The sequence below is a fragment of the Massilia pseudoviolaceinigra genome, assembly GCF_030846505.1.
GTDB lineage: Bacteria > Pseudomonadota > Gammaproteobacteria > Burkholderiales > Burkholderiaceae_D > Telluria_A > Telluria_A violaceinigra.
In genome coordinates, this window is sequence record NZ_JAVCWL010000054.1 from 1 (window position 1) to 25,863 (window position 25,863).

The following is a 25,863-nucleotide window of genomic DNA, read 5'->3' on the forward strand; positions in this document are numbered from 1 at the left end:
GGCGGGGTTTAGTGAAGGCCGAGCAGGGCGAGCACGCGCTCGCGGCTGATGCCGACCAGCGCCGAGGTCAGCGCCAGCAGCGATTCGTAGTTCGGCGTGCTGGCGGTGTCGGCGAAATCCTGCGCCATCACTTCGATCTCGGCCGCCGGCAGCTGGTCGACGGCGGCGCGGCTGGCCGCCGCACTGAGCGCGTGGCTGGCCGCATCCTGCGAGCGCTGCACCTGCGAGAGCGCTTGCACCACTTCATGCAAACTCTGGCGCAGGGCGTCGGTGTTGTCGGCGCCCCATTGCTGCGGCATGATGACGTCGGTATCGGCTTCCACCGCGACCCGTCCCACACCTTGAATCGAGAGCGAATCGCGCACCATCGGCCAGGCCGACTCGGGCGTGCTGAACACCAGCGCGCCGCTGCCGTCGGCGCTCACGCGCATATTGGCCGGGGCCAGCGCGCGGTCGAAGCGCACCACGATGTCGTCGCGCGTCATGGACGGGTCGATCGCCACCGTCAGCGGCTGGGTGTTGCCGCCCACCGAAAACGAGAGGGATTGGCCGGCACCGGCGGTGAGCATGTCGAGGTTGAGCCCCTTGATGCGGAAGCGCTGACTGGCCGGTTGCGGGCTGCTGAAGTTCAGGCGCGCGTCGACGCTGCCGCCGCTCGCCTGGCGCCGCTTGTCCATGGTCGCGCCGAGCTGGCGCAGATGGGCTTCGATGGCGCCGCTGTCGCCGCGGCGCGAAGAAAGTTTGGCGCTCAGTTCGCCCTTGAGCGCCTGCAGCTGGCCGGCCACCTGTTCCAGAAAATCGAGCGCTTGCTGGGCGCTGGCGACGTCGCCCTGCAGCTGGTGGTCGACCCTGGCCAGGCCGCGCCGCAGCGGGGCCGCCGCGCCCGGCGCCGGCTGGGCCGGGGTCAGTTGCGGCGGACGCGCGTGCGTGGCGCCTGGGGCCGCCTCGCTGCGCACGCCGCTGCCGTTGGCGCCGGCCGGGCCGCTGGTACTGCCGGTGGTGGGGCGGATCGCTTCCATGGCGTTACAGCGCCGCGAACAGGGACAGGTTGCCTATCTTCGTATAGGCCTTGTAGGTCGCTTCCAGCGCGCTGGTGTAGCCGCTCAGCTCAGTCGCGGCGAGGCCGTAGTCGAGCTGGCCGATGTCGGTCAGCGCCATCTGGTTCGACAAACTCACATTGCTGTGGTTTTCGTCGAGCGTGTTGAGGATGTTTTGCGAGCCGCCCAGCACGGCAATCTTGCCGGAAATGAGGTCGAGCGCGGTGTCGAAGCCGTCCAGGTTGGCCGCGAGGGTGGCCCGGGTGGTCGGGTCGTTGGCGCTGGCGCCCGGCGCGCTGAGCGCGGCCAGGGTCATATCGAGCTGGTTGAGCATGGTTTCGATGCCGCTCATATTGCCGTTCGCAACCTGGGTGATGCCATTGCCGACCACGACCGTCTGGTCGTTGGTGTTGCCGGCGTAGCTGTAGCGCGAACCGATCGCGGCGGCCGCGTTGTAGGCGATCGGGGCGGTGCCGGTCTGGGTGCCGGAAAACACATAGCGCCCTTCCTGGTCGATCGAGTTGGCGCTGTAGAGCAGGCTTTCGCGCAGGGCGGTCAGCGGCGAGACCATGGCGGCCAGGTCGGCCGGGGCGTTGCCGCCGTCGGACGACCAGACCAGCAGGTCGCGGCCCTGCATCATGTCGTTTACCATGCTGCCGAGGTAAGCTTCGTTCTTGGTCAGGCGGATCTTGAGCGCGGCGATATTGTCGCGGTACTGGCCGACGGCGGACTCTTCGCGATGCAGGCGCGACATGCGCACCGTGTCGACCGGGTCGTCCGACGGCAGCAAGATGCGGGTACGGCTCGCCATCTGCTGATTGACGTAGCTGATGCGCTCCTGGTTTTGCTGGAGCGAGATGTTCATCGTCGCTTGATACTGGCTGGTGGCAATCCGCATACGTTTCTCCTTAACCCATCATGGCCAGCGTCGCATCGAACAGCGAGTTGGCTACTGACATCACTTTCATGTTCGCCTGGTACATATTCTGGTACTCGACCAGATTGACCGCTTCTTCATCCTTGTTCACGCCGCTGGTCGAGGTCCAGTCGTCCATCGCATGGTTGCGCATGGTCTCGGCGGTGGCCAGGGCTACCCGGTTTTGCTGGCTGTCGACGGCCAGCTTGCCGACCAGCTGGGAATCGGCGTCGCTGATCATGACCGAACCGAGCGAGCCGATGGTGACCGGCTGCTTTTTGATGTCGATCATTTTTTGCAGGTTGCCGCTGTCGCCAGGGGTATTATCGCCCGAAAAGGCGAGGTCGGCGGTCTGGTAGCCGGCCGTGACCTGCAGCATGTTCGACGGGCTGCCGGGGGTGAACACGAACAGCGGGCCGCCGGCCGTGCCGTTCATGGTGTAGCCGGCTGCCAATTGGGTGTTGACCTTTTGCGCCAGCTGCTGGGCCAGGTCGGACACGCCTTGCTGCATCGGCAGCAAGATGTCGCGTTCGTACAAACCGAGGCCGCCGAGCTGGGCGCCCACCGCCGTCTTGTCGAGCTGGAACGAGGAGCCGGCGAAGTCGACCCGCAGGTTTTGCGCCGCGCCGCCTTCGGCCACCAGGGTGGCGGCGACGTCGCCGATCACCAGCGCCTGGCCGGTCTTGAGCGAAATGCTGCGCGTGCCGTCGGGCTGGTCGGTCACTTCCAGGCCGACCTGGGTGGACAGGGCGTCGATGGCCAGGTCACGCGCGTCGACCAGGGTCGAGGTGCTGCTGCCGGATGCGGTGGCCAGGCTGATCTGGCGGTTCAGGCCGGCGATGGTCTGGATCGAGGCATTGGCCGACGAGACGATCGCGCCGCGCTGGTCGCGCAAGGATTGCAGCTGGCCGTTGTACACATTGTTCATGCTGTTGAAGCGCTGCGCCATGGCGCTGGCGGCGGTCAGCACTTGCTGGCGCAGCGGGGTCGAGGTGGGATCGACGCCGGCCACCGCGTTGAGCGCCTGGAAGAATTTGTCGACGCCGTTGCTCAGGCCGGCGTCATTGTCGCCCATGACCCGTTCGAGCTGGGTCAGGTAGGGCTGGGTCTGGGAATACTGGCCGACGCCGGAAGCGGCGCGCCACAGTTGCTGGTTCTTGTAGCCGTCGCTGAAGCGCAGCAGCGAATTGACCTCCACCCCGTTGCCGGCCGAGCGCGTCCCGGACTGCGGACCGACCGCGGTCAGCAGCGCCGACTGGCGCGTGTAACCTTTGGTTTGCAAGTTTGCAATGTTCTGGCTGGTTGCCTGCAGCGCGAGTTGGGAAGCCAGGGCGCCGCTCAGGGCGTTGTTCATGATGCTCATGGTGTCACTTCTTTCTCGATGGGCCGGCAAGATGGGTCGTCATAGTTACAAGGCGACCGTTTACTTGCCGCCATTAAATTTTTTGGTGCGAAGTTTTCAGCGGAGTTTGCAGCGGAGCCAGCGGCGCGTTCTGCGCCGGCGTCTGCGGCGCAGCCGCCGGCAGCAATTGGCGCAGGATGGCGTCGGCCACGCCGAAGGCGCGCTGGTTTGCCATTTGCCCGGCCATCATGTTGTCGGCCATGTCTTGCATGTCGCGGTTGACCGGGTCCTTGAAGACGCTGTCGTCGTCGGCCATGGCACGCGTGCCGCTGCGCATTTGCTGCAGCATATTGCCGATAAAGAAACTTTCGAATTCGATGGCGGCCTTGGTGGCTTTCGTCACGAACACCGGATCGGCGGCCGGGGTGACAGCGGCTTCGTGGCCGGGGCCCATGCCGGCGCGGTTGAGCTTGGTGGTAAGGTCGAGTGGATTCATGGCAGCAACTCCTTAAATGACGACCAGTTCGCCTTCGATGGCGCCGGCCTGGTCGAGCGCCTGCAGGATCGCCATGATGTCGTCGGGGGTGGCGCCCAGGCTGTTGACGATGTCGATGATGGTTTGCAGCTTGGCGCTGGCGGGCCACTTGAACATGGCGCGCCCGGCGCCCTGGTCGACCGACAGCTTCGATTGCGGGGTGACGGCGGTGCGTCCGCCCGAAAACGGGCCGGGCTGGCTCACGGCCGAGCTTTCGGCGATCACCACCTTGAGCGAGCCGTGGGTGACGGCGGCGGCCTTGACGCGCACGCCTTCGGCGATGACCACCGTGCCGGTGCGCGAATTGAAGACCACTTTCGGCACGTCGGTGCCGACATCGATCGACAGCGCCTGCAGCTTGGCCATGAAGGCCACGCGTTCGGTCGGGTTGGCCGGGGCGATCACCTGGATGCTGGCGCCGTCGGCCGTCGTGGCGAGCGGCCCGAAGCGGCGGTTGATGGCTTCGACGACATTGGTGGCGGTCTCGAAGTGCGGCGCTTTCAGGCGCAGCATGACTTCGGCGCGGGTCGAGAAATCGCTGCCGATTTCGCGTTCGATGTTGGCGCCGTTGGGAATGCGTCCGCCGGTCGGGGTGTTGACGGTGACGCTCGAGCCGCTCGCGCCCGTGGCGTTCAGGCCGCCGACCACCACATTGCCCTGGGCCAGGGCATAGACTTCATTGTCGGCCGCGCGCATTTGCGTGAGCAGCAGCACGCCGCCGCGCAGGCTCTTGGCGTCGCCCAGCGAGGAGACGGTGACGTCGATCGGCTGGCCGCGCCGGTAGCCGGGCGGGAACACGGCGCTGACCATGACGGCGGCCACGTTCTTGTTCTTCGCTTCGGCGCCGTCGGGCAGCTTGACGCCGAACTGCTTGAGCATGTTGACCACCGACTGGCTGGAAAACTTGACCTGGCTGCTGTCGCCGCTGCCGTTCAGGCCGACCACGAGGCCGTAGCCGACCAGCGGATTGTCGCGCACGCCTTCGACGCTGACCAGGTTGCGCAGGGTTTGCGCGGCCGAGGCCGGCAAGGCGAAGCAGGACAGCAGGGCCAGCACGGAAAAGGGAAGGGCGAAGGGAAGGGCGAGGCGACGCAGGAAAGCGGGTGATTGCATGGTGATTCCTTAGAACGGCACGAACAACGCGGCGTTTAAAACGGCATCCAGGGGCCGAGGAAGAAACGGGTCAGCCAGCCAGGTTCGTTGGCGTTGGCCAGGGCGCCCCGGCCCGAGTAGCTGATCTGGGCATTGGCCACGCGCAGCGACGAGACCTGGTTGTCGGCGTCGATGTCGGCGGCGCGCAAGAAGCCCTTGAGGCGCACGAATTCTTCGCCCTGGTTCAGGGTCAGGCTTTTTTCGCCGGCCACGCGCAGCAAGCCATTGGGCAGCACTTCCTGCACGATCACGGTCAGCGCCCCGGACAGGGCGTTCTGCTGGGTGCTGGTGGCATCGCCCTCGAAGCCGCGTTCGGCCGACAGGTCGATGCCGGCTTTCGGGAACGTCTTGCCGAGCAGGATGGGCGGCGTCACGCCCACGCTCGACTCCTTGCTGATGCTGGTGCCGGCGCGCTTGCTCGCCTGCGTGGTTTCCTGCAGGATCACGGTGACCACGTCGCCGGTGCGAAACGCCCGGCTGTCGGAGGTCAGCGGCACCGCGTCGGCGTTGAACACGCCGCCCGACAGGCCGCCGCGCGTTTGCGCGCGCGGCAGCGGCGCGGTTTCCTCGGCCATCGCGCGCGGTGGCGGCTGGCCGCTGCTGGCGCAGCCGCCCAGCACCGCCAGCGCGAACAAGGCGGCGGCCGCTTTCATCAGCGGGCCGCCTGGGCCAGGTACTGCAGCATGTTGTCGGCGGCCGAGAGCACCTTGGTGTTCATCTCGTAGGTGCGCTGGGCGGCGATCATGTCGACCATTTCCTCGACCACCTGCACGTTCGAGCCTTCCAGCGCGCCCTGTTTGAGCTTGCCGAAAGCGCCATCGCCCGGACGCCCTTCGGCGGCGGCGCCGCTGGCCGGCGTTTCCGAGAACAGGTTTTCGCCGAGTGCCAGCAGGCCCGTCGGGTTGACGAAGTTCGACAGGGTCAGCTGGCCCAGTTCGGACGGCGTGGTGCTGCCGGCGATGGTGGCCGAGACCATGCCGTTTTCACCGATGGTGATCGCGGTGGCGTTGTTCGGTACCGTAATCTGCGGCACCAGCGGCAAGCCCTGGGCATTGACCAGGGTGCCGGTGGCGTCGACCTGCAACTGGCCGGCACGGGTGTAGGCCGGGTCGCCGTTCGGACGGCGCACCTGCAAAAAGCCGTTGCCGGAAATGGCCACGTCGAGCGGCTGGCTGGTGGTTTGCAGGCTGCCGTTGGTGAACACTTTCTGGGTGCCCAGCAGGTGCGTGCCGTTACCGAGCTGCACGCCCGATGGCGACAGGGTATTGTCGGCGCGCTGCGCGCCCGGCTGCTGGTCGATCTGGTAGAACAAGTCCTCGAACACGACACGGTCGCGCTTGAAGCCGACGGTGTTGACGTTGGCCAGGTTGTTGGCGATCGCCTGCAGTTTGGCGTCCTGGGCTTGCACCCCGGTTTTGCTGATCCACATTGCTGGATTCATGATCTTTTCCTTTAAGTATTAGGTGCTTCAGCTGCCGAGCAGGCGGTTGCCGACTTCATTCATGTTGTCGCTGGCCTTGAGCAGCTTCATCTGCATCTCGAAGCTGCGGTTCAGGCTCATGGTGGCGACCATTTCTTCGACCGCCGACACATTGCTGCCTTCCAGGTGGCGCCCGCGCACGGTCACCGTTTCGTCGGCCGCCAGCGGCTGGCCGCTGCGCGAGACGATCAGCCCGCCTTCGTTCTTGGTCACTTCGCCCGCTTCGGCGTTAACCAGGCGCAGCTTGTCGATCACCTGCATGTCGGTCGTTCCCGGTGCCAGCACCGAGATCGACCCGTCCGCGCCGATAGTGACCGCGTTATGCGGCGGCAGCACCACCGGGCCGCCTTCGCCCAGCAGCGGATGGCCGTTGACCGACAGGGCGCCGTCGGCATCGATATTGATGGCGCCGGCGCGGGTATAGGCTTCGCCACCCTGCCACTGGACCGTCAGGTAACCGTTGCCGGTGATGGCCACATCGAGGTCGCGCCCGGTTTCCTTGACCGGACCGGAGCGGGCCGACACGGAGTCGGACTGCATCCGCACATAGTGGCGGTCGTCGAAACCGGCGCCGCCCAGCGCTTGCGTCGACGACATTTCGAGGTTGGCGCGAAAGCCCGTCGTGTCCATGTTCGCCAGATTGTTGGCGTGGACCTGCTGGGCTTTCAGCGCGCGTTCGGCGCCGCTCAGTGCTGTAAAGATCAATTTATCCATGTTGCTCCCTCAATGAATTCAGTATTTCCGTGCAGATACTTATAGTGCCTGCATTAAGGACTGAATCATCTGATTTTCTGTTGAAATCACCTTGGAATTTGCCTGATAGTTGCGCTGTGACGTCATCAGGCCCACCAACTCTGACGTAATGTCAACATTCGAGCGTTCCAGCGCGCCGGTATTGAGCTTGCCGGCCAGGCCGCTGCCCGGGGTGCCGTACAGGGCCGCGCCGGATGCGGAACTGGCGGTCCAGCTGGTGTCGCTCACAGCGGTCAGCGACCCTTCGTCGGCGAAGGTGGCGATCGCCACGGTGCCCACCACTTGCTGCTGTTCGTTGCTGTACTTGGCCAGGACGGAACCGTCGGTGCCCATTTCGACGCCGATGAAGGTGCCGGACGCATAGCCGTCGGTACTGTTGGTGGTGGTGATGGCTTCGCCGGCGAACTGGGTGGTGCCGGCGTAGTTCACGTCCAGCGTGATCGGCGCCGAGCCGTTGGTCGGGGTGATGTTCAGGGTGGTCACGGGCGGCACCGGCGGCAGCTGGCCCATGTTGTCGAACGCCAGGGTGGTGGTGGTGGCCAGCGGCGCGCCGCCGTCGACCGCGTAGTGCACGGTCATGTTGGTGCCGGCGCCCTTGACGAAATACTGCGACAGGGTGTGCTGGCTGCCCAGCGAATCGTAGACCACCGATTGCTTGGCCATGTTGTACGACGCGGCATTGGCCGGGTCGAAGGCGGCGGCCGGGGTCACCCAGTCGTTCGACAGGTTGCCGACGTAGTTGACCTTGGTGCTGGCGACGGCTGGAATCTGGCCGGTCGGCACTTCGATATTGCCCATCACGCCCAGCGCGGTGCTGCCCTTGATGGCGGCGTAGCCCTGCACCGAGCGGCCGTTGCTGTCGACCAGGAAACCATCCTTGTTGGCGGAGAAGATGCCGACGCGGCTGTAGTTGACGATGCCCTGGCTGTCGCGGCTGACAAAAAAGCCGCGGCCGTCGATGGCGGCGTCGAGGCTGCGGCCGGTGGTGGTGACGCCACCGTTCAGGCCAATGCTCTGGGTCATCGAACCGACTTCCACGCCGGTGGCCTGGGAACCGGCGTACATGGCCGAAAAGTTGGCGCGGGTGCTCTTGAAGCCGTAGGTGCCGGCGTTGGCGATATTGTTACTGACTGCTTCAAGCTGGGTGTTGATCGACTGGATGCCCGACAATGCGATTTCGAAACTCATGATGGTCTTCCTTTAATTTGCGGTGGAGGAGTTGGCGGCCGCCAGCGATGCGCCGGACTTGCCGTTGAAGCCAGTGACGGACGACGGCGCAACATCGCCGATTCCTGCCACCTTGAGGACCACACCGCCACCGGCCGACATGCGCACGCTGTCCAGGCGGCCGATGACTTCGATGGCGTCGAGCGCACCAGCGCTCGTTTGTACTTTGATATCGTATTTCCCGGGCGCCAGACCAAGCGCGACCGGATCGATGGAAAACGTTTGCGGACCCGAACCGCGCGAACCGAGCTGCACGTCGTGCTTGACGCCGTCGGACCCGGTCAGGGTCACCGTGTTGGTGGCGCTCGCCGCGGGCAGGGTGATGCTGGCCTTGAGCGGCGTGCCGTCCAGGCGCACGCTGTGGGTCTTGACGGTGATGTCGGAGCCGACCTGGGCGCCCAGGGCCAGGGTCTGGATGCTCTCCAGCACGCTGGCGCTGGTGCTGTTGAGCTTGGCGAGGCTTTGCATCGCCTCGGTCTGGCTCAGCTGCGAGAGCTGGTTGACGAACTGCGACGGATCGCTCGGCTCCAGCGGATCCTGGTTGCGGATCTGCGCCACCAGCAGCTTGGTGAACATGTCCGCCGTTTCGCTGGCCGGGGCCTGGCCGACGACGGTGTTGGCATTGCCGGCAGCCTGGTTATTGGCGCCGTTGAGGTTATTGGTGAGCATCGGATCAGCCTTCGCCGAGTCGCAGCAGGCCCGCTTGCATCGACTTGATGCGTCCCAGGACTTCCACATTGGTTTCAAAGGCACGCGAGGCCGACATCATGTCGGTCATCTCGGCCACCTGGTTGACGTTCGGGTAGAACACCATGCCGTCGGCATTGGCCACCGGATTGCCCGGCTCGTAAGCCTTGCGCAGCGGTTCGGCCGATTCGACCACGTCGAGCACCTGGACCCGGCTGCCGGCGCCGAGCTTGCCGGCACCGCCGTCGAGCATGGCGGCGAACACGGGTTTGCGGGCACGGTAGGTTTCGCCTTCCGAGCCGGACACCGAATCGGCATTGGCCAGGTTGCTGGCGATGGTATTGAGGCGCACCGACTGCGCCGCCATGGCCGAACCTGCAATTTGGGAAATGTCTTTAAAGCTCATGATTATTGTCCTGCGATGGCTTTGGCCAAACCCTTGAGCCGCATATTCACGAAGGTCAGGCTGGTCTGGAAATCGGATGCGTTTTGCGAGAACGCGGCTTGTTCGACGCCGATTTCGACGGTGTTGCCGTCGGCGCTAGGGTGGTAAGGGACCCGGTACAAAGCAGCCTGGTCATCGGCGCCCAGGCCCGGCATATCCGACTCGGTCTCGATTCGCTGCTGCAGCATGGCACCGAAGTCGACGTCGCGTGCCGTGAAACCCGGCGTGTTTTCGTTGGCGATATTGGCGGCCAGTACGCGGGTGCGGTCGGCGCGCAGATGGAGCGCGTCGGCGTGCACGCCAAGTGCCTTTTGGAAATCAATCGACATGAAGCTTCCTCCGTGAATGAACTGCAGTGTGAATCTGGTTAAAATGACTCTGTGCGGCGTTTCTTGCGTCGTGCGCAACGTTTGCCAAGGTGCTACTTATGTGTGAAGTCCGCCGCGCCACCAGCGCTTTGTTCATGCCATTAACGGCCGCTGTACTGATTTCATTAGCCGGGGGCAACACAAACGCTGCCGAAATATCGATCACGACCAGGCTGGAGCAGGCTGCGCGCGAGCAGCTGGCGCGCCAGGCGGAAACGGCCGGCTTGGCGGAACCACAATTTACTGTCAACGTTGCAACGCCGCGTGCGGCTCCGCCGTGCGCCAAGCCGGTCAACATCGAAGCGGTCGACACGCGCACGCCGGCGCGCATGCGCTTTGCCGTGCTGTGTCCCGACGCCGGCGGCTGGCGATATGAATACGTGCTGCGCGCATCGGTCAGCGCGCTGGTGGCGGTGACGGCGGCGCCGGTCGCGGCCGGGCACATGCTCACGGCGCAGGACGTGACGCTGGAGCGGCGCGATGTCACCACCTTGAGCGACGCCATCAGCTCGGCCGAAGCGGCCACCGGGCAAGCGTCGCGGCGCTCGCTGCGGGCCGGCGAAGTGCTGCGCCAGGCGCAGCTGAGCGCGCCATTACTGGTCAAGCGCGGCGAACCGGTGGTGATGCTGGCGCGCTTCGAGGCGATCGAAATCAGCACGTCCGGCGAAGCGCTCGACGCCGGCGCCTTGAATGCGCTGGTGCGGGTGCGCAACCTGGCCAACGGACGGGTGGTGCGCATGCGCGTGATCGGCGCCGGCACGGTCGAGCCGGTCGAGATCCCGCGCTCGGCGCAGCCGTGATTCATTCCGATGCTCCCTGCAGGCGGGCGGCCAGGCGGGTCAGCTTGGCGGCGTAGGCCGGATCGGTGGCGTAACCGCCCTTGGCCAGGCCCTCGGCAAAGGCGCGGGCATCGTTGCCGGTGCCGATGGCGGCCGCGTAGCGCGGATTGTCGAGCAGCACCTGGGCGTAGTCGCGGAAAGCGGCGCCCTGGTCCGGGTAGCTGCGGAAGCGCTCGGTTTTCTTCACTGCGGCGCCGTGTTCGTATTCGGTGGTGGCGTTGTCGGCCACCTCGCCCTGCCAGCTGGCACCGGCCTTGATGCCGAACAGGTTATGGGTGGTGGCGCCTTCGGCCTGGCGCAGCGGACGCTGGCCCCAGCCCGATTCCAGCGCGGCATGGGCCGACACCAGTTGCGGCGCCACGCCCAGGCGTTCGCCGGCTTCACGGGCCCATGGCGCGATCTGTTCCAGGAAAGCCTGTTGCTCGGAACCGTCGGCAAAGGCGCCGCCGACGCTGGCCGGGGCGACCTCGGCGTCCTGCAGGCGCGCCTGCAGCATGCGGCCTTGCGGGCTGAGCATGGAAGCGCCGCTGTCGGCGCTGCCCTGGCTGATGAAATCGGCGATTTCGTTCTGCATCGAGCTGTAGACGCCGCCGAAGCCGGCGCCGCCGCCCACGGCCGCCATCGGGCGGGTGGACTGGGTCGGCGTGGCCGGCGCGATGCTGGCGGTATGGAAATCAGCGTGCCTCATACAAGGTCTCCTCTCCGTGCAGCACACGCTGCATGATGGAAAATTGTTCGGTCAGCAATGCGCTGTTGCGAACATTCAAACGTTTGCATTCAAGTACCAGTTGCTCCAGCGATTGCCAGGCTGCGCTCAAGGCCTCGCGTTGCGGCGCGCCCAGGCTGGCGATCAGGGTCGCCATGTCGGCGCTTGAGCCGCACAGGGCGCGCACCAGCGAGACACGCTGCACGCGGCGCTGTTCCATCGCGTCAAGTAACGGCGCCAGCTGTTCGGCCAGTTCGGCCAGCTCGGCGCTGCGGTGGCGCAGGGCGGCGTCGAACTGGCGCGCCAGCAGCGCGAGGATGGCCTGGCAGGCATCGATGTCGGCGCTCACGCCGGCGCCCAGCTTGCCCAGTGCCTGCTCGCGCGTCATGCGGCTCATCCCTGGCCTCCGTGGAAGCGTTCGATCAGGCCGGCCAGGCGGGCCGGGTCGAATGGCAATTCGCCCTTGGCCAGCGCGTCGCGCAATTGCGACACGCGCTCGTGGTCGATCTCGGGCATGGCGGCCAGGGCGGCCATGGCCGGCTGCAGCACTTCCGATTGCAGGGCGCCGGACGGCGCCGCGACGCCGGCGCCGCTGGCCACGGGCGTTTTGACTTCGGACGCCACCGCGGCGCTGCCGCGCTGGACGGCCGAGGCATCGGCGGACGCACCGCCACCGGAGATTTTCATGCGGGGACCTCGGCTTTTCGATTGGATCGTCATGATTATTTGCCTTGGGCGTCGGCGCCCTTGACGTTCTTGAGTTTGTCGCGCAGTTCCTCGACCGAGCCCTTGGTGCCGACCGCCGTTTCGGCGCCGACCTCGTTCTTGCCCGGCACGCCGAACATGGCGGCCACGGTATTGGCCTGGCTGTTGGTCAGGATCAGCAGTTCGATGCGGCGGTTCACGGCCGCGCCGGTGTTGGACGGCTCGAACGGGGCGCGGTCGGCCATGCCCACCACCTGCAGCACGCTGTCCGGATTCATGGAACCGGCCAGCAGCTGGGAGCGGGCCGCCATGGCGCGCGCATTCGACAAGGTCCAGTTCGAGTTGCCATCCTGGTCGCCCGCATATTTGCGCGAATCGGTGTGGCCGACGATCAGCATCTGGTTTTCCATTTTTGCAAAGACCGGCCCCATCTGGCGCATCAGGCGCCCGAAGCGGTCGGTCGGCATGGCGCTGCCGAGCAGGAACATACCCTGGCGGTCGGTATCGTGCAGGGTGACGCGCAAGCCGTACGGGGTGATCATGGTTTCCAGGTTGTTCGACAAGCCCGCTTCCACGCTCATGGTGCCCAGCTGGCGCGACAGCACGGCCAGTTCGGCCGGCGAGTCGTAGCGCACTTTCGGGCCTTCGCCGCCGTTTTCCTTGTGCGCGGAGGTGCCGCTGTGAGGCATGGAGAAGCGCTCGATCAGGCTGCCGCGCGGGCCGCCGCCGATTTCCGGCTTGTTGCCCTGGCCATCGGCATAGCTGCCGTTTTGCTCGCGCACCATCGCTTTCATGGTTTGCTGGTCGCGCGCCGCCATCAGCCACAGCACCAGGAACAGGGCCAGCAGCGCCAGGCAAAAGTCGGCGAAGGCGACTTTCCAGGCGCCGCCGTGGTCGTCCTCGTGCGCCTTGCCACGGCCGCGGACGATGATCGCCGCGTCGTGCTTGTCATGTTTATCATGCTGCTTTTGCACGAGGCTCTCCTGCCTTGTCGCTGGCGCGGCGTTTCGGCGACGGCGCATCTTCGCCTTCGCCGCCCATGGCGTTGATCCAGCTTTCGAGCTGGGCGAACGTCGGCTTGATGTTCAGCTGCACCAGGCGGCGGCCGGCATCGATTGCCAGCAGGGCCGGTTTGCCGGCCACGTGGGTGACCAGAACGACTTTGACGCATTCCATGTTCGACGCTTCCTGGTTCACAAGCTGCTTCATCATGTTGCTGATCGGGTCGAGTACGCCGTAGCAGAAGAAAATACCGAGGAAGGTGCCGACCATCGCAGCGCCCACCTTGGCCGAGATCGCGCCGGCATCGGCGCCCTCGGCCACCGAGTTCATCGCCAGCACGATCCCGAGCACCGCCGCCAGGATGCCGAATCCGGGCATCGCTTCGGCAATCTTGTGCAGCGACTTGGATGGCTGCACCAGCTCTTCGTGAATGGCTTCCAGTTCCTGCTCCAGTACGCCTTCAAGCTCATGGGCATTGATTTTTCCCATGGCCATCAAACGGAAATTATCGACAATAAACGCCAACAGTTTAGGCTCTTCCAATACCAACGGGTAACGCTGGAACAGTGGGCTCGACGCTGGATCTTCCACGTGGGCATCGAGTGCTTTCAAACCACCCGCCGCGGTCTGCAGCAGTTCGTACATCAACAACAACAACTGGCGCTGGAACTCGGAACCCTGCTTCTTGCGCACGATGATCTTGCGCAGCTGGGTCGTCAATTCCTTGAGCACATGGTTGGGGTTTCCCAACACCAGTGCGCCGGCGCCGCCGCCGGCGATGATCAGGATCTCGACCGGGTGCCAGATGGCATCGAAGGTGCCGCCCATGAGCACGAAGCCGCCGAAAATACAGCCGAGAACGATGGCAATGCCGACTAGTTGCTGCATGTTAAATTCCTTTGGTAAGTCGTGGTGTGCGAAAGAAGCGGGTAAAACATGTCCTGATCAGCCTTTGAGGGCTGCTTTCATCTTGGCCAGCGCCGCCTTGTTGAGCTGGCAGACGCGCGCGTCCGACAGGTCCAGCACGGCAGCGACTTCCTTGTAGCTCAGTTCAAATTCGTAAATCATCTGGATCACGCGCTGCTCGCGCTCGTCGAGGGCCATCAGGGCCTGTTCCAGGCTGTGCTTGACCATGAACTGCTCTTCCGGGCCGGGCGCGCTGTGGGCCCGTTCAGCGGCTTCCTGCAGCACTTCGTCAAAGCTGAGCAGCAGCTCGGCGCCATCGTCGAGCTGGTATTGCACGTAGGCTTCGGGTGTGAGACCGAGCGCGGCGGCCGCTTCCTGGTCGTTCGGCTCGCGCCCGAGCGAGCGGGTCAGGGCGCGCACCTGGTCGCGCATCTTGTGGCTGTCCTGGCGCACCGCGCGCGGACGCCAGTCCTGGCGCCGCAGTTCGTCGAGGATGGCGCCGCGGATGCGCAAGGAAGCGAAGCTGCCGAAACCGGCGTCGGGCATGCCATAGCGGCGCAGCGCCTCGAGCAAGCCCATCAGGCCGATCTGTTCCATGTCTTCGCGCCCCATCACGCCCGAGACCTGGGCGTTGAGCTGGCGCACGATGCGCTTGACCAGCGGCGCGTAGGCCACCAGCTGGCGCTGTTCTTCGCGGGCGTCGAGCACGGGGGCGTACTCGGCCACCTGGGCGGCGCCGTAAGCGCCGCCGTACTCGCTGGCGTGTTCACCTGGCACGCCATGGGCGTGCGCGTTGCCGCCCATGTAGCTGGCGGCGCTGCTGCAGTCGGTGTAATCGGCGTGATAGGCCACAAGATTCCCGGGTTGGCTATTCGATGATCAGTTTGCCGATCATGACTTCGGAGAACGGCTTTTCGAGCTTGTCCTTGTCATAAGTGGCGGCGAAAGTGCTGTTGATCTGCTCGGCGTACTGCTCGACCGTCAGGGCCTGGGCCGCGCCCATGGTGTGCGCCGACAGGGCGCGCACGGCCACGCTGCGCAGCATCGGCAAGTCATCCTTGACCTTCTTTTCCTGCTCGAGCGTGGTCGACAGCACCAGGTCGGTGGAAATGTAATGGGCCTGGGTTTCGCCAGGGCTACGGCGCAGCATGACGATGACCTTGTCGAGCGAGACGTAGCGCGCCGGCTTTTTCTTCGGCGCTTCGGCCTCGGCCGGCTTGCCATCCTTGCCAGGCATCGGCTGCTTGAAGTACAGGGCCGCGCCGGCGCCGGCGGCGCCCACGATGCCGATGACCACAAAAGCAATGATCAGTTTGGTAGTCTTTTTCATGCTGCATACTCACGGCCGGACAGCGAGAACGTGGCGGACGGATTGCCGGCTTCGGCCAGCGCGCGGCCAGGATCGTTGTCAGTGTTGTCGCGTTCAGGCTGGCGCTGGCGGCCTTGCTGTTCGCCGAAGGCGGCGCCGCTGCGCGGGGTTGCCGTAATGGTCACGGCGACATCGCTGAACTGGCGCTGGGCCAGGTCGGAACGCATGGCATCGCTGACATTGTTGAGCTGGCGCCGCACTTCGCTGTGGGTGGCGCTGATGTTCACTTCCAGCGCGCCGCCGGCGGCGTGGCGGATCGCGATCTCGATGCGGCCCAGCTGCGGCGGATCGAGGCGGATCACGGCCTGGTCGATGTTGCGGCCCAGTTGCAGCTGGAGGCGGTCGCCCAGCGCTTCGCGCAGGGGCTGCTGCCAGTCGGCCGGGTTGGCCGGCAGTTTCACATCCAGCGGGGCGGCCATGGCGGCGTTCTGGGACGCCAGGGCGTTGGCGCCGCTCATGACGTTGGCGGGACCGGCAACCGGCGCGTCGCTGCGCAGCACGGTGTCGACGGTGGCGGCGGCCAGCGGCTGGACCGTTGTGGCTACGCCGGTTTTCTGGGCTGCGGGAGCGGCTGCGCTGCCTGTTGCCGTGCTGTCGCCGGTGCGCACCGGTGCGCGCGGCGCCGGTGCGGCGGCCTGGGCTTGCGCCGGCAGAGCCAGCGGAGCGGCTGCCGGCGTACGGGCATCGGCGGCGCCGCTGTCGGTGGCGCTGTCGGTGCGGCTGTCAGCGGCGCCAGCGCTGCTGGTGGCCCCCGCCGGTGGGGCGCTGAAGGTGGACGAGACGGTGCTGGCCGGGGCCGCGGGCACGGCGACGGCGATGGCGATGGCGGGTGCGGCCGGCATGGCCGCAGCCGGCGCGGCAGCCGGGGGCAGCGGGCTGGCAAAGCTGACCGGGGCGCTGGCGCCAGCGACCGGTGCGGCGCCAGCGACTGGCGCGGCCATGGTGGCGGGCATGCTGGACGGCATCGGCACGGCCGGTGGCAAGACGATGCCGAGCGGCAGCGTCATACTCATCGTCATGGCCGGCGTGGTGGCGTAATCGGGCGTGTCGACCGACACGGCCGGCGCGGCGCTGTCGAGCAGGACGCCAGGCTCGGCCAGGCCGTCCACCGGCGCGGCCTCGGCGCTGGCGGTCTCGGCTTCAGGCACGCTCACCTGGACGGCGGCGATGTCGAACATCAGCCAGCTGGCGAACGGCGCGGCGGCGTCGGCGCCAGCGGTGGCAGGGACGCCAGCGGCGGGCGCAGCGGCGCCGGTGGCGCCCGGGGCGGCGGGGGAAGGGGTCAGGTTAGCGAGCATCATGGTTATGCCTGGTTACGTTCTGAATCAGTTTCATTGTCGAGGGCGTAAGCGATAAACCCGGCCTTGTTCGTGTGCATGTCGTGCATTTGCGCTCCCAGCAGTTCCAGCTCGGCGGCGCACAGGTCGGCCGCCTCGTCGTGCTGGGCGCGCAGCGCTTCCAGGGCACGCTTCTCAAGCGGGTTCCACGGGCCGCTGGCAGCCAGCACGCGCAGCTGGGTGCTCAGGGCGCCCACAGCGCGGTCGAGCGCGACCCAGTCGCGCGCGGCGCCGGCAGTGGCCAGGGCCGCCGTCAGGGCGTTCAGGGCGGCGCGCCTATCCATTGCGCGCCTGCACGCCGAGCCAGCCCTGGCGAATCGTGCCGAGGATATCGACCACTTCGTCGAGCATCGCCGGGTCCATCTTGATACCGGCCCCGTGCAGGCGGGCCGCGCAAAAGTCATACAGTCTTGCCAGGTTTTCCACCACGTCGCCGCCTTGTTCGAAGTCCAGCGAGCTGGACAGTCCATTGATGATTTCGACACATTTGTCGATGCTGACCGCCTTTTGCTCGTAGCGCTTGCCGACGATGTGGCCGCGCGCACGGGCCAGTTCGTCGAGCAAGCCATCGGTCAGCAGCAAGACCAGCTCGACCGGTGATGCACGGGCCGTCTGAGCATCAAGGTTAACCGAGTGGTAGTCGCTGTAAGCGTCGGAATAGGACATCTTTTCCTCTCTTGATTAGGATTTGTCGCCGAACAGTGCGTCGAACATGGATGTGTTGGACGCCATCCGGCTTTGCAGTGTCTGCAACTGTGTAAATTGCATGAGATAGCGCTTGTAGGCGCTGTCGTACTGCTTGTCGAGCTGGTCCTGGCGCTTGGTCAGGCTGGTCTGCAATTTGGTGTTCTGTTCCAGGCGCTGCTTGAGCTGGCCGTCGGTGCTGCTGCTCCATTCCTTCAGGTAGCTGTCGACATTGCCGGCGATGCCGCTGCTGCTGCCGCCGACGCTGCTGCCGATCAGGGTGTCGAGGCCCTTCGGCGATACGCCGAGCTGGCTGGTCAGGCGCGTCGCGTTCAGGGACAGGCTGCCGTCGCGGGCGGCGATGATGCCGTAGGCGGCCAGGCTGTCGGCGCCATTCGCGCCGCGCAGCATGCTTACCATGCGGCCTTGCAGCACGCGCACGCCGCCATCGTTGGCGAACACGCCGCCGGCCTGGCCCTTGGACGGGTCGCCCGGCGCCACCATGGCGTCGATCACGCCCTTGAGCTTGTTGTAATCGTCGACGAATTTCTGCACCTTGGCCACGGTGGCGGCGTTGTCGCTGGCCACCGTCAGCGTCACCGGCGCGTCGCCCGGCGCCTGGGCCTTGGCGAACGTCATGGTCACGCCATCGACGTTGGTGAACACGTTCGAGGCTTGTTCGATCTTGGTGCCGGTGCCCTGGGCGCCGAGCCAGACGATGGCATCCTGGCCGGTCACGATCTGCTTGGCGTTGAGCGGATCGGACAGGGCGGTTTTCAGGCCGGCATTGTTGACCGCGGCGGTGTTGAGCGAAATATTGCCGGCCGCGCCAGTCGTTTTCGAGGTCAGCATCAGCTGGGTGACGCCGTTGACGGTGACGATCGAGGCCGATACGCGCCCGTTGTTGGTCGGCTCGGCATTGATGGCGGCCGCGATTTCGCGCGGGGTCAGGGTGGCGTTGCCGTCGCTGTTGGCGCTGGCCAGGTTGATGGTAAAGCCGGGCGCGCCGCCAAATTCGATGCCCAGGTTGCCGCCGTCGGCCGCGCTGTCGGCCAGGCCGCTGTAGGACACCTGGTTGGCGGTGGCGATGCGTTCGACGAAAAAGCTGTAGCTGCCGGCGGTGGCGTTCACGCCCGCGCTGGCGGTGCCGACCGCGGTGTTGCTGAAGGTCGCGGCCTGGCTCAGCATGGTCTTGCCGGAAGTCAGCGATAGCAGCGAGCTCTGGTAGCCCGAAATGGCCGAGCGCAGCGAGGTCAGCGCGGCCGCGGCGGCGCTGGCCTGCCTGGTCTGGGACGTCAGGATGCTCTGGCGCGCCGAGGTGTAGTTGGTCGCCAGGCCCGTTGCGGTGGTGGCCGGATCGTAGGTGTTGCCAATGGTCGCCATCGTATTCTCCAGAGTGTCTTCAGGGTTTGCTTGCTATTACTTGTGCTATTACTTGCGATTACTTGCGGCCGGCCAGCCACGATTGCGTGGCCAGGTCGTCTTCGCGCTTGCGCTCGACCCGGTTTTGGGCCAGCGCCGCCACGCCTTTTTTCTGTTCCAGCACCTGACCCAGCAACTCGCGCTCGCTCCAGGCATCGTTCAGGGCGCGCTGCGACACGGCCATGGTCGCCTCGTGCAGGCTCAGGTCGGTGCGGTGATTGTCGGCCAGCGCGATCACGGCCAGCTTGTACTGGCCGCAGTTGAGCGCCAGCGCCAGCGGCAGCGCGCCGCTGGCGCCGCTGCCGCTGGCCAGGCTGTCCAGGTGGGCCAGGTTGGCCTGGTAGCGCGCCTTGGTGGCGTGCTGGGCGGCCATGTCGGCCTGCAGCTTTTCCACCTTGGTGCTGCGCAGGCGGACCAGGGTGTCGAGGCTGTCGATCGTGCTCTTGATGGTCATGACATCATCGCTTCCAGTTGGGAAATGCATTCAGGCAAAGGTGCCGCTTCCCGCGTGCCCTGGCACAGGTAAGCGTCGATATGCGGTTCCAGGCGCACCGCGTGGTCGGTCACCGGATCGGCGCCCGGCACGTAGGCGCCCAGGGGAATCAGGTCGCGCACGCGGGCGTGGCGGGCCAGCGCGGCTTTGAGCTTGCGGGCGGCCAGCGCGTGCGGCACCGGGACCACCTGGGCCATGCAGCGGCTGATCGAGGCGGCCACGTCGATGGCCGGGTAATGGCCGCGTTCAGCCAGTTCGCGGGTGAGCACGATGTGGCCGTCGAGAATGGCGCGGGCGGTGTCGACCACCGGATCCTGCTGGTCGTCGCCTTCGGCCAGCACGGTGTAGATGGCGCTCATGCTGCCGTGTTCGTGCTCGCCGTTGCCGGCGCTTTCGACCAGCTGCGGCAGGGCCGAGAACACCGACGGCGGATAGCCCTTGGTGGCCGGCGGCTCGCCCAGCGCCAGCGCCACTTCGCGCAGCGCCATGGCGTAGCGGGTGAGCGAATCGACCAGCAGCAGCACGTTCAAGCCCTGGTCGCGGTAATGGGCGGCGATCGCGTGGCACAGTTCAGTTGCGCGGATGCGCATCAGCGGCGATTCGTCGGCCGGGGCGATCACCAGCACGGCTTTTTTCAAGCCCTCGGGGCCGAGCGACATGTCGACGAATTCGCGCACTTCGCGCGAACGCTCGCCGATCAGGCCGACCACGACCACGTCGGCCACGGTCTGGCGCGTGATCAGGCCCAGCAGCACGGACTTGCCGACGCCGCTGCCGGCCATCAGGCCGACGCGCTGTCCCTTGCCGATGGTCAGCATGGAATTGATGGCGCGCACGCCGACGTCGAGCGGCTCGACCACCGGTTGCTTTTTCAGCGGATTGATTTTTGGCGGCGTCATTTCCAGGCGATGTTCGCCGCCCAGGCGGCCCAGGCCGTCGATCGGCTCGCCCAGGCCATTGACCATGCGTCCCAGCCACGAGGGGCCGATCTGCAGGGTGGCGGCGGTGGGGCTGGGCAGCACGCGCGCGCCCGTGGTCAGGCCGATGGCTTGCTTGAACGGCATCAGGAACGACAGGCGTTCGCGGAAACCCACCACCTGGGCATCGAGCCAGTCACCATTGACCGTTTCAATGCGGCAGCGCTGGCCCGTGTGCAGGCGGCAGCCGGCCGATTCCAGCAGCAAGCCCGAGGCACCGACCAGGCGTCCGGTCGGGATCGCGACCGGGACGTCGTCGAGCTCGACGGTGCGCAGGGAATCGGCCAGGGTGCTCATGCTTCCATCTCATCAAGCACCCGTTCAGGCGCCGGCAGCAACTGGGCGCTGACCTGGGTCATGCAGGCGGCCAGGCGGCCCTGGCAACCGGCGTCGACTTCATTGTCGCCGGCGCGCACGCGGCATTCGCCCGCTTGCAGCGACGGGTCGGGCAGCAGGCTCCACTTGGCGGCGCGCACCGGATCGAGTTCGCTGATGCGCTTGAGTTCTTCCGGATTGAGGCACACTTCGATGCCGTCGCGGGTCGGCGGCATGGCGGCCAGCGCTTCGTCCACCAGGGCCAGCAACTGGACCGGCTGGAGCGCCAGTTCGGCGCGGATCACCTGGCGCGCCACCTTGCCGACCAGGTCGACGACTTCCTTGCGCTGGGCGGAACGGAATTCCTCGACCATCTGGTTCAGTTGCGTGAACATGCCGTCGAGCGGACCGGCCAGCTGCTCGAAGCGGTCCTGCACCTGCTGCATGGCTTGCTGGCGGCCGGCGGCCTGGCCCTCGGCCAGTCCGGCTGCGTAGCCTTCGGCGCTGCCGCGCGACTGGCCGCTCTCGTAGCCGTCGCGCTGCCCCTGCTGGTAGCCGTCTTCGACCGCGTTCTGCCACTGGCCCGCGGCCTCGGCGGAATGAGCGGCACCGAGCGCGTCGAGTTGCGACAGCGGTGGGAAATGGTAGGGGCGAAATTGTTTCATTCTATGACGGCCTCGGCAAACAGTTGGACTTCGATCTCGCCGTTGTCGGCCAGTTGTTTCACGGTTGCCATGATGTCCTTGCGCGTCTGTTCGATGCGCGAGAGCGGTACCGGACCGGCGCGGCGCAGCAGGTCGTCGAAGTTCTGGGCCTGGCGGCGCGGCATGGTGGTGAGGATCGCGTCGCGGATCGCCGGTTCGGCGCCCTTGAGGGCGATGGCCCACTGTTCCAGCGGCACGTCGTCGAGGATGCGGGTGATCGTGGCCTCGGTCTGGCGCGACAGGATGAAAAAGTCGTACATGCTCATTTCGATCTCGGACACCACGTCCGGATCGTGGGCGCGCAGCAGTTCGACCATGCCGGCGCGGTTGCCCGGCAGGCGGTTGAGGATCTCGGCAACCTGGCGGATGCCTTCCACGCTGGCGCTCTGGGTGTCGAGCGCGCCCAGGCAGCGGGTCACCAGCTCTTCCAGTTCGGTCAAGAGGTCGCGGTCGATTTCATCCAGCCGCGCCAGGTTCAGCAGCACCAGGTCGCGCCCCTCGAGCGGCAGGGCGTCGAGGATCTGGCCGGCCAGGGCCGGCGGCAGGAAGGCCAGGAACACGGCCTGCATCTGCACGTGCTCGTTGGCGACATAGTCGGCCAGCCATTTCGGCGAGGCCCACTGCAGGCGCGCCATCATCGGGCGGATCGCATCGCCGTAGATGTTGTTGAGCACGCTGTTGGCGATGTCGCTGCCGAGCGCCAGGTCGAGCGAGCGCTTCAGGTAGCTGCGCGAGGCGCCATGCACGCCCGACTGCTGGCGGTAATCGTCGAAGAAGGTTTGCATCGCCACGCGCACGGAATCGACCTTGATGCCGCTCATGCGCGACATCACTTGCGTCACTTCCAGCAATTCCTCGCGGTCGAGGCAGCGCAGCACGGCCGCGGCCGGCTCTTCGCCAATGCTCAACAGGACGATGGCGGCCTGTTCGACAGGGGTCAGTCCAGGCGCCTCTTCGGCGTCCACGTTATTGTCCAGTTCGGCCATTTTTCTGCATCCATTGTTTGACGACTTCGGCGACCCGCTCCGGTTCCTTGGCAGCGAGAACTTTCAGGTGATCGACCATCACATCGACTGCCGATCCGGCAGGGGGAAGATCATAATTTTCCAGCAAAGGCACCATCGGCAGCGGTGCGCCGAGGGCCGGGGCGCCGCCCACGACGTCGATGGCACGGGTATCGCCCGCACGCAGCGCCGGACCGGCCACCGCGGTGGCGGCACCGGCCGGGCCGCCGAGCAGCTGGGCGTCGGCGGCGACCGCAGCGGCCGGCGCCAGGCGCACCGTCAACAGGCGCAGCAGCGGACGGATGATCAGCAGGAAGCCGAGCAGGATGCCCACCGCCCACGCCGCCCAGCTGCTCATGTCGACCACGTTGTCGCGTTCCTGCCACCAAGGGGCTGCGGCAGGCTGGACCGGGAAGGTCATGGCCGACACGGTCAGCACATCGCCGCGTTCGGCGTTGATGCCCAGGCCGCTGGTCAGGGTTTTTTCGATATTCGCCAGTTCGGCGGCGGTCCAGCCGGTCTTGGCGGCAGCCACGTTATTGTTCAGCACCACAGCCACGCTGAGCTTCTTCAAACGGCCGCGGCTGCGCTTGATCTGGGTGATGTTGCGGTCGTAGGCGAACTGGCGCGTGCTGGCGTTCTTGCGCGCGCTGCCGTCGTCCAGTTTCGGATCGGGGCTGGCGCCGGCGCCAGCACCTGCGACCTGCGGATCGGGCAGGGCCGGCGGACGGTTCGACAGGGTGCCTGGCACGCCCATGGTCATGCGGTTCTTTTCCTGCTCTTCGCGCACCGCTTCGCTGGTCACTTTCGGGGCACCGTCGTATTTCTCGCTGGTTTCCTCGATCTTGTCGTTGTCGATGTCGGCGGTGACGCTGAGCTTGAAGTTGTTCGCGCCCAGGACCGGACCGAGCAGTTCATTCACGTTGCCGCGCACCTGGTCCTGGTATTTCTTGGCGTTGGCATCCGCGCCCTGGCCGGCGCCGTCGAAGCCGTCGGTCAGGTCGACCCGCGAGGACAGGTAGTTGCCGGCCTGGTCGACCAGGCTGACGCGCTGCGGCGAGAGGCTGGCGACGCTGCCCGAAACCATGTTGATGATCGCGGCGATCTGTTCCGGCGCCAGGGTGCGGCCCGGCTTGACCGCGATGACGACCGAGGCCGACGATTTTTCACCGTCGCTGGCCACGAACGAGGTCGAACGGGCGATCGACAGGTGCACGCGGGCCGAGGCGATGGCGTCGAGCGCCAGGATGCTTTGCGACAGTTCGCCTTCGAGGCCGCGGCGGAAGCGCACGTCCTGCACGAACTGGGACACGCCCAGCGGATCGTTCTTGTCCATCAGTTCCAGGCCGGCCGGCAGCTGGGCGGAGAGGCCCTTGGCGGCGAGCAGCATGCGCACCTTGCCCAGCGACGAAGACGGCACCAGCAGCTGGCCGGTTTCCGGGTGCAGGCGATAAGGAATCTTGTCGGCATCGAGCACGGCCATCATGTCGCCCGAGGCAACCCGCTCGCTGGCGCCGAAGACCGGCTTGTAACCAGCCTGGTCGTTCCACAGGTACATCATGACCGCGGCCGTGATGGCGATCGCCAGCACCAGGATCGGGGTCAGGTTGTTGCGCAACGCCGGAGGCAGCGAAGGCAAGGCGCCCATGCGCCCGGCGAAGTTGGATTTGAGAGAGGCAATCACGCTGGTTTTTTCCCGCGGTTAAGGTAACGTTGCAAACAGGGGCTCAGACCGGGAGCTTGATCAGCTCGTCCACGGCACCCATGACCTTATTACGCACTTGCATGAGCATCGAGAAGGACAGGCTGGCTTCCTGGCTGGCCAGCATGGCGCCCACCAGATCGTCGCTCTTGCCGCTGTCGACGTCGTTCATTTTCTGGCCGGCCTGGGCATCCTGGCGGTTCACACTGTCGAGCGCATCTTTCATGCTCTGGGTGAACGAAAACCCGGCCGGGAGTGCTTCGCCGGCGGTCGGTCCGATGTTGGCGTGCGCGGCCATTTGGCCCGCATCGTTGGCCAGGATTTTCATTTCCGACTGGAGCTGGCTGGCGAGCGAATTCGATGTTGTATTTCCGACTTCCATGTTGTCATCCCTGCATAATTTTTTGTTCATAATCAAACAGTTACGACTAATTCTTTGTCGTAGCCGGCCTGAACGGTGAAGCGCCAAGTGTGCGCGTTCCGTGCCGCGATTCCAAACGAAAACATGCTCGACGGCAAAAAGATTTATTGCTGAGTCGGGTAAAACCAACAAATTTCGCTAAACCTCTTGGAGCAGAAGCAAAGGTGTCGAAATGCCTAACGATATCGCTTACTGTTGGTAACGGGCGGGAGTGTCGGAACTTGAGCCGATTTCCCGATTTAGTTGCCGTAACGCATCAAATATCTACTTACCGTACGGCAATTATAATGCCACATGGAAATTAAATCCACCAAATAAACATGCTCTGATATACTGTTTTCCTCAAACAAAACAAAGAGTTGCCCTCCTTGCCACGCACTTGCCGAGTTACTTATGACCATGATAAATAAGACAAACTTGCCGGCATCACCGCAGGTGCTCGACCCCCGGCTGCTGGGCCGGCCAGTCCATTTGCTGCCCCATTTCGCGGCCCAGTTTGCCGAGGACCTGGCCGCCGCCTTGCGTCAGCCAGCCCTGCGCCGCTACTGGGATGGCTTTCAGCTTGAAGCGAGCGGTTTCGTGGGCCCGCCCGACAGCAGCCAGAGCGGGCGCTGGCTCGGCTTTACCAGTGGCGCCGGCGACGCCGGCGGCATCGCCTTCGCGCTCGAACGCTCCCTGCTGCTTAGCGTGCTCAACCAGCGTTATGGGCGCCGTGGCGCGGCCCCCGCGCCGTCCGTCGATCCCTCCACGGTACGCGTGACGGCCACGGAAGAACGCCTCGCAGTTGTGTTAGGTCAACAGCTAGCGTCGGTCCTATCCAAGCGGGTGGATGCAAACCTTGCGCGAGCGCATAATGAACCCGGCGCAGCTTCTACCGAGCTGGTGCCGGGCAGCGTGCCACCGGCGCCGCCCAGTGCCGATGGCTGGACGCTCGGCATTACCCTGCGCCAGGCCCAGAGCGGCGAATGCGGCCAGCTGTGGCTGGCGCTGGACCAGGACATGGTGGCGCGCGTGCTGCTTGGGCTGTTGCCGGAGCGTGCGCGCGAACGGGCGCCGGCGCGGCCCAGCGTGGCGCTCGGCACGGCATTGCAAGTGACCTTGGAAGGGCGTTTGGTGAGCAAGGAAATCACGCTCGAAGCGCTGTTTGCGCTCAAGCTGGGCGACATCATTCCCGTGACGGTGGGCCGGGCCGAAGTCTTGCTGGCCGAGTCGCGCTTGTTTACGGCGGCGGTCACCGAGCACAACGGCTCGCTCTGCTTAACCTCTTTTGAAGATAGCGACTAATGAAAATCAACGAGAACGAACTTCAGGCGCCGGACCAGGATGCCGGGATCG

At 65.7% G+C, this 25,863-nt stretch carries 31 protein-coding genes; 2 read left to right on the forward strand and 29 right to left on the reverse strand.

Annotated elements, in window-relative coordinates; all coding sequences use genetic code 11:
- Positions 1–8: 8 nt before the first annotated feature.
- The 12 genes from RBA40_RS31725 to flgB form a co-directional block, all read right to left on the reverse strand.
- On the reverse strand, positions 9–1,019 hold the full coding sequence (locus RBA40_RS31725; RefSeq protein ID WP_306652762.1) for a hypothetical protein: 1,011 nt from the start codon (positions 1,017–1,019) through the stop codon (positions 9–11).
- Positions 1,020–1,023: 4 nt separating this feature from the next.
- Entirely contained in the window at positions 1,024–1,935 is a 912-nt protein-coding gene (gene flgL, locus RBA40_RS31730; RefSeq protein WP_306652764.1) for a flagellar hook-associated protein FlgL, read from the reverse strand.
- A 10-nt stretch (positions 1,936–1,945) separates the two neighbouring features.
- The gene (flgK, locus tag RBA40_RS31735) at positions 1,946–3,316 is read right to left on the reverse strand and encodes a flagellar hook-associated protein FlgK (RefSeq protein WP_306652766.1); all 1,371 of its coding nucleotides are present in this window, start codon (positions 3,314–3,316) and stop codon (positions 1,946–1,948) included.
- 73 nt (positions 3,317–3,389) lie between these two features.
- Positions 3,390–3,791, reverse strand: coding sequence for a rod-binding protein (locus tag RBA40_RS31740; RefSeq protein ID WP_306652767.1), 402 nt, complete (start codon positions 3,789–3,791; stop codon positions 3,390–3,392).
- Positions 3,792–3,803: 12 nt separating this feature from the next.
- Positions 3,804–4,943, reverse strand: a complete 1,140-nt coding sequence (locus tag RBA40_RS31745) for a flagellar basal body P-ring protein FlgI (RefSeq protein ID WP_306652769.1) — start codon at positions 4,941–4,943, stop codon at positions 3,804–3,806.
- A 35-nt stretch (positions 4,944–4,978) separates the two neighbouring features.
- On the reverse strand, positions 4,979–5,635 hold the full coding sequence (flgH, locus tag RBA40_RS31750) for a flagellar basal body L-ring protein FlgH (protein WP_306652770.1): 657 nt from the start codon (positions 5,633–5,635) through the stop codon (positions 4,979–4,981).
- Complete coding sequence (gene flgG / locus RBA40_RS31755; protein WP_187362720.1) at positions 5,635–6,423, reverse strand: flagellar basal-body rod protein FlgG; 789 nt, start codon at positions 6,421–6,423, stop codon at positions 5,635–5,637. The genes flgH and flgG overlap by 1 nt, the downstream gene beginning before the upstream one ends.
- A gap of 27 nt (positions 6,424–6,450) precedes the next feature.
- The gene (locus tag RBA40_RS31760; RefSeq protein WP_306652772.1) at positions 6,451–7,176 is read right to left on the reverse strand and encodes a flagellar basal-body rod protein FlgF; all 726 of its coding nucleotides are present in this window, start codon (positions 7,174–7,176) and stop codon (positions 6,451–6,453) included.
- A gap of 39 nt (positions 7,177–7,215) precedes the next feature.
- Positions 7,216–8,403 carry a flagellar hook protein FlgE gene (locus RBA40_RS31765; RefSeq protein ID WP_306652773.1) on the reverse strand — a complete coding sequence of 396 codons (1,188 nt, stop codon included), beginning with the start codon at positions 8,401–8,403 and terminating at the stop codon, positions 7,216–7,218.
- A gap of 12 nt (positions 8,404–8,415) precedes the next feature.
- Positions 8,416–9,111 carry a flagellar hook capping FlgD N-terminal domain-containing protein gene (locus RBA40_RS31770; protein ID WP_306652775.1) on the reverse strand — a complete coding sequence of 232 codons (696 nt, stop codon included), beginning with the start codon at positions 9,109–9,111 and terminating at the stop codon, positions 8,416–8,418.
- A 4-nt stretch (positions 9,112–9,115) separates the two neighbouring features.
- Complete coding sequence (gene flgC / locus RBA40_RS31775; protein WP_306626564.1) at positions 9,116–9,535, reverse strand: flagellar basal body rod protein FlgC; 420 nt, start codon at positions 9,533–9,535, stop codon at positions 9,116–9,118.
- 2 nt (positions 9,536–9,537) lie between these two features.
- On the reverse strand, positions 9,538–9,903 hold the full coding sequence (flgB, locus tag RBA40_RS31780; RefSeq protein WP_099874620.1) for a flagellar basal body rod protein FlgB: 366 nt from the start codon (positions 9,901–9,903) through the stop codon (positions 9,538–9,540).
- A 263-nt stretch (positions 9,904–10,166) separates the two neighbouring features.
- On the opposite strand from flgB, the gene flgA reads away from it, so the two are divergent.
- Entirely contained in the window at positions 10,167–10,742 is a 576-nt protein-coding gene (gene flgA, locus RBA40_RS31785; protein WP_306652776.1) for a flagellar basal body P-ring formation chaperone FlgA, read from the forward strand.
- A gap of 1 nt (position 10,743) precedes the next feature.
- On the opposite strand, the gene RBA40_RS31790 is transcribed toward flgA, so the two are convergent.
- From RBA40_RS31790 to fliE, 17 genes are read right to left on the reverse strand one after another with little or no spacing between them, the layout of a single operon-like run.
- A complete protein-coding gene (locus tag RBA40_RS31790; protein WP_306652778.1) occupies positions 10,744–11,469 on the reverse strand; it encodes a glycoside hydrolase family 73 protein in 726 nt (241 codons plus the stop codon).
- Entirely contained in the window at positions 11,456–11,884 is a 429-nt protein-coding gene (flgN, locus tag RBA40_RS31795) for a flagellar export chaperone FlgN (RefSeq protein ID WP_306652780.1), read from the reverse strand. Before flgN ends, RBA40_RS31790 begins: the two co-directional genes overlap by 14 nt.
- Positions 11,881–12,174 carry a flagellar biosynthesis anti-sigma factor FlgM gene (flgM, locus tag RBA40_RS31800; RefSeq protein WP_306652781.1) on the reverse strand — a complete coding sequence of 98 codons (294 nt, stop codon included), beginning with the start codon at positions 12,172–12,174 and terminating at the stop codon, positions 11,881–11,883. Before flgM ends, flgN begins: the two co-directional genes overlap by 4 nt.
- 35 nt (positions 12,175–12,209) lie before the next feature.
- Positions 12,210–13,166, reverse strand: coding sequence for a flagellar motor protein MotB (locus RBA40_RS31805; RefSeq protein WP_306652782.1), 957 nt, complete (start codon positions 13,164–13,166; stop codon positions 12,210–12,212).
- On the reverse strand, positions 13,150–14,082 hold the full coding sequence (motA, locus tag RBA40_RS31810; RefSeq protein ID WP_306652784.1) for a flagellar motor stator protein MotA: 933 nt from the start codon (positions 14,080–14,082) through the stop codon (positions 13,150–13,152). Before motA ends, RBA40_RS31805 begins: the two co-directional genes overlap by 17 nt.
- Before the next feature lie 57 nt (positions 14,083–14,139).
- The gene (locus RBA40_RS31815) at positions 14,140–14,952 is read right to left on the reverse strand and encodes a FliA/WhiG family RNA polymerase sigma factor (protein WP_306652785.1); all 813 of its coding nucleotides are present in this window, start codon (positions 14,950–14,952) and stop codon (positions 14,140–14,142) included.
- 16 nt (positions 14,953–14,968) lie between these two features.
- Entirely contained in the window at positions 14,969–15,430 is a 462-nt protein-coding gene (locus RBA40_RS31820) for a flagellar basal body-associated FliL family protein (RefSeq protein ID WP_306652786.1), read from the reverse strand.
- On the reverse strand, positions 15,427–16,770 hold the full coding sequence (locus RBA40_RS31825; RefSeq protein WP_306652788.1) for a flagellar hook-length control protein FliK: 1,344 nt from the start codon (positions 16,768–16,770) through the stop codon (positions 15,427–15,429). Before RBA40_RS31825 ends, RBA40_RS31820 begins: the two co-directional genes overlap by 4 nt.
- Positions 16,771–16,772: 2 nt before the next feature.
- Positions 16,773–17,090, reverse strand: coding sequence for a hypothetical protein (locus tag RBA40_RS31830; RefSeq protein ID WP_306652790.1), 318 nt, complete (start codon positions 17,088–17,090; stop codon positions 16,773–16,775).
- Positions 17,083–17,472, reverse strand: coding sequence for a flagellar export chaperone FliS (gene fliS / locus RBA40_RS31835; RefSeq protein ID WP_306626576.1), 390 nt, complete (start codon positions 17,470–17,472; stop codon positions 17,083–17,085). The genes RBA40_RS31830 and fliS overlap by 8 nt, the downstream gene beginning before the upstream one ends.
- A gap of 15 nt (positions 17,473–17,487) precedes the next feature.
- Complete coding sequence (gene fliD, locus RBA40_RS31840; protein WP_306652792.1) at positions 17,488–18,873, reverse strand: flagellar filament capping protein FliD; 1,386 nt, start codon at positions 18,871–18,873, stop codon at positions 17,488–17,490.
- A gap of 58 nt (positions 18,874–18,931) precedes the next feature.
- Positions 18,932–19,366 (reverse strand): flagellar FliJ family protein, encoded by a 435-nt coding sequence (locus tag RBA40_RS31845; RefSeq protein WP_306652794.1) that lies wholly within the window; start codon positions 19,364–19,366, stop codon positions 18,932–18,934.
- Positions 19,363–20,679 (reverse strand): flagellar protein export ATPase FliI, encoded by a 1,317-nt coding sequence (gene fliI / locus RBA40_RS31850; protein WP_099874632.1) that lies wholly within the window; start codon positions 20,677–20,679, stop codon positions 19,363–19,365. Before fliI ends, RBA40_RS31845 begins: the two co-directional genes overlap by 4 nt.
- On the reverse strand, positions 20,676–21,362 hold the full coding sequence (fliH, locus tag RBA40_RS31855) for a flagellar assembly protein FliH (protein WP_306652796.1): 687 nt from the start codon (positions 21,360–21,362) through the stop codon (positions 20,676–20,678). The genes fliI and fliH overlap by 4 nt, the downstream gene beginning before the upstream one ends.
- The gene (locus RBA40_RS31860) at positions 21,359–22,387 is read right to left on the reverse strand and encodes a flagellar motor switch protein FliG (RefSeq protein ID WP_099874634.1); all 1,029 of its coding nucleotides are present in this window, start codon (positions 22,385–22,387) and stop codon (positions 21,359–21,361) included. The genes fliH and RBA40_RS31860 overlap by 4 nt, the downstream gene beginning before the upstream one ends.
- Positions 22,368–24,089: a flagellar basal-body MS-ring/collar protein FliF gene (gene fliF, locus RBA40_RS31865; RefSeq protein WP_374710573.1), complete on the reverse strand. Its 1,722-nt coding sequence runs from the start codon at positions 24,087–24,089 to the stop codon at positions 22,368–22,370. The genes RBA40_RS31860 and fliF overlap by 20 nt, the downstream gene beginning before the upstream one ends.
- A gap of 43 nt (positions 24,090–24,132) precedes the next feature.
- Entirely contained in the window at positions 24,133–24,435 is a 303-nt protein-coding gene (gene fliE / locus RBA40_RS31870; protein ID WP_099882121.1) for a flagellar hook-basal body complex protein FliE, read from the reverse strand.
- 492 nt (positions 24,436–24,927) lie between these two features.
- Between fliE and RBA40_RS31875 the strand changes: the two genes are divergently transcribed.
- Positions 24,928–25,812, forward strand: coding sequence for a hypothetical protein (locus tag RBA40_RS31875; protein WP_306652800.1), 885 nt, complete (start codon positions 24,928–24,930; stop codon positions 25,810–25,812).
- The last annotated feature ends 51 nt before the right edge of the window (positions 25,813–25,863 follow it).

Coding starts and splice junctions, on each gene's coding strand:
- flgB (WP_099874620.1), bottom strand. CDS start 9,903: ATGTCGATTGATTTCCAAAAGGCACTTGGCGTGCACGCCGACGCGCTC.
- fliI (WP_099874632.1), bottom strand. CDS start 20,679: ATGAGCACCCTGGCCGATTCCCTGCGCACCGTCGAGCTCGACGACGTC.
- flgN (WP_306652780.1), bottom strand. CDS start 11,884: ATGAGCCGCATGACGCGCGAGCAGGCACTGGGCAAGCTGGGCGCCGGC.
- RBA40_RS31725 (WP_306652762.1), bottom strand. CDS start 1,019: ATGGAAGCGATCCGCCCCACCACCGGCAGTACCAGCGGCCCGGCCGGC.
- RBA40_RS31740 (WP_306652767.1), bottom strand. CDS start 3,791: ATGAATCCACTCGACCTTACCACCAAGCTCAACCGCGCCGGCATGGGC.
- RBA40_RS31765 (WP_306652773.1), bottom strand. CDS start 8,403: ATGAGTTTCGAAATCGCATTGTCGGGCATCCAGTCGATCAACACCCAG.
- fliE (WP_099882121.1), bottom strand. CDS start 24,435: ATGAAAATCCTGGCCAACGATGCGGGCCAAATGGCCGCGCACGCCAAC.
- flgM (WP_306652781.1), bottom strand. CDS start 12,174: ATGAAAATCTCCGGTGGCGGTGCGTCCGCCGATGCCTCGGCCGTCCAG.
- flgG (WP_187362720.1), bottom strand. CDS start 6,423: ATGAATCCAGCAATGTGGATCAGCAAAACCGGGGTGCAAGCCCAGGAC.
- motA (WP_306652784.1), bottom strand. CDS start 14,082: ATGCAGCAACTAGTCGGCATTGCCATCGTTCTCGGCTGTATTTTCGGC.
- fliS (WP_306626576.1), bottom strand. CDS start 17,472: ATGTCCTATTCCGACGCTTACAGCGACTACCACTCGGTTAACCTTGAT.
- RBA40_RS31845 (WP_306652794.1), bottom strand. CDS start 19,366: ATGACCATCAAGAGCACGATCGACAGCCTCGACACCCTGGTCCGCCTG.
- RBA40_RS31770 (WP_306652775.1), bottom strand. CDS start 9,111: ATGCTCACCAATAACCTCAACGGCGCCAATAACCAGGCTGCCGGCAAT.
- flgK (WP_306652766.1), bottom strand. CDS start 3,316: ATGAGCATCATGAACAACGCCCTGAGCGGCGCCCTGGCTTCCCAACTC.
- RBA40_RS31830 (WP_306652790.1), bottom strand. CDS start 17,090: ATGGATAGGCGCGCCGCCCTGAACGCCCTGACGGCGGCCCTGGCCACT.
- RBA40_RS31790 (WP_306652778.1), bottom strand. CDS start 11,469: ATGAGGCACGCTGATTTCCATACCGCCAGCATCGCGCCGGCCACGCCG.
- RBA40_RS31760 (WP_306652772.1), bottom strand. CDS start 7,176: ATGGATAAATTGATCTTTACAGCACTGAGCGGCGCCGAACGCGCGCTG.
- flgL (WP_306652764.1), bottom strand. CDS start 1,935: ATGCGGATTGCCACCAGCCAGTATCAAGCGACGATGAACATCTCGCTC.
- RBA40_RS31825 (WP_306652788.1), bottom strand. CDS start 16,770: ATGATGCTCGCTAACCTGACCCCTTCCCCCGCCGCCCCGGGCGCCACC.
- flgC (WP_306626564.1), bottom strand. CDS start 9,535: ATGAGCTTTAAAGACATTTCCCAAATTGCAGGTTCGGCCATGGCGGCG.
- RBA40_RS31820 (WP_306652786.1), bottom strand. CDS start 15,430: ATGAAAAAGACTACCAAACTGATCATTGCTTTTGTGGTCATCGGCATC.
- RBA40_RS31875 (WP_306652800.1), top strand. CDS start 24,928: ATGATAAATAAGACAAACTTGCCGGCATCACCGCAGGTGCTCGACCCC.
- fliD (WP_306652792.1), bottom strand. CDS start 18,873: ATGGCGACCATTGGCAACACCTACGATCCGGCCACCACCGCAACGGGC.
- flgH (WP_306652770.1), bottom strand. CDS start 5,635: ATGAAAGCGGCCGCCGCCTTGTTCGCGCTGGCGGTGCTGGGCGGCTGC.
- RBA40_RS31745 (WP_306652769.1), bottom strand. CDS start 4,943: ATGCAATCACCCGCTTTCCTGCGTCGCCTCGCCCTTCCCTTCGCCCTT.
- RBA40_RS31860 (WP_099874634.1), bottom strand. CDS start 22,387: ATGGCCGAACTGGACAATAACGTGGACGCCGAAGAGGCGCCTGGACTG.
- fliH (WP_306652796.1), bottom strand. CDS start 21,362: ATGAAACAATTTCGCCCCTACCATTTCCCACCGCTGTCGCAACTCGAC.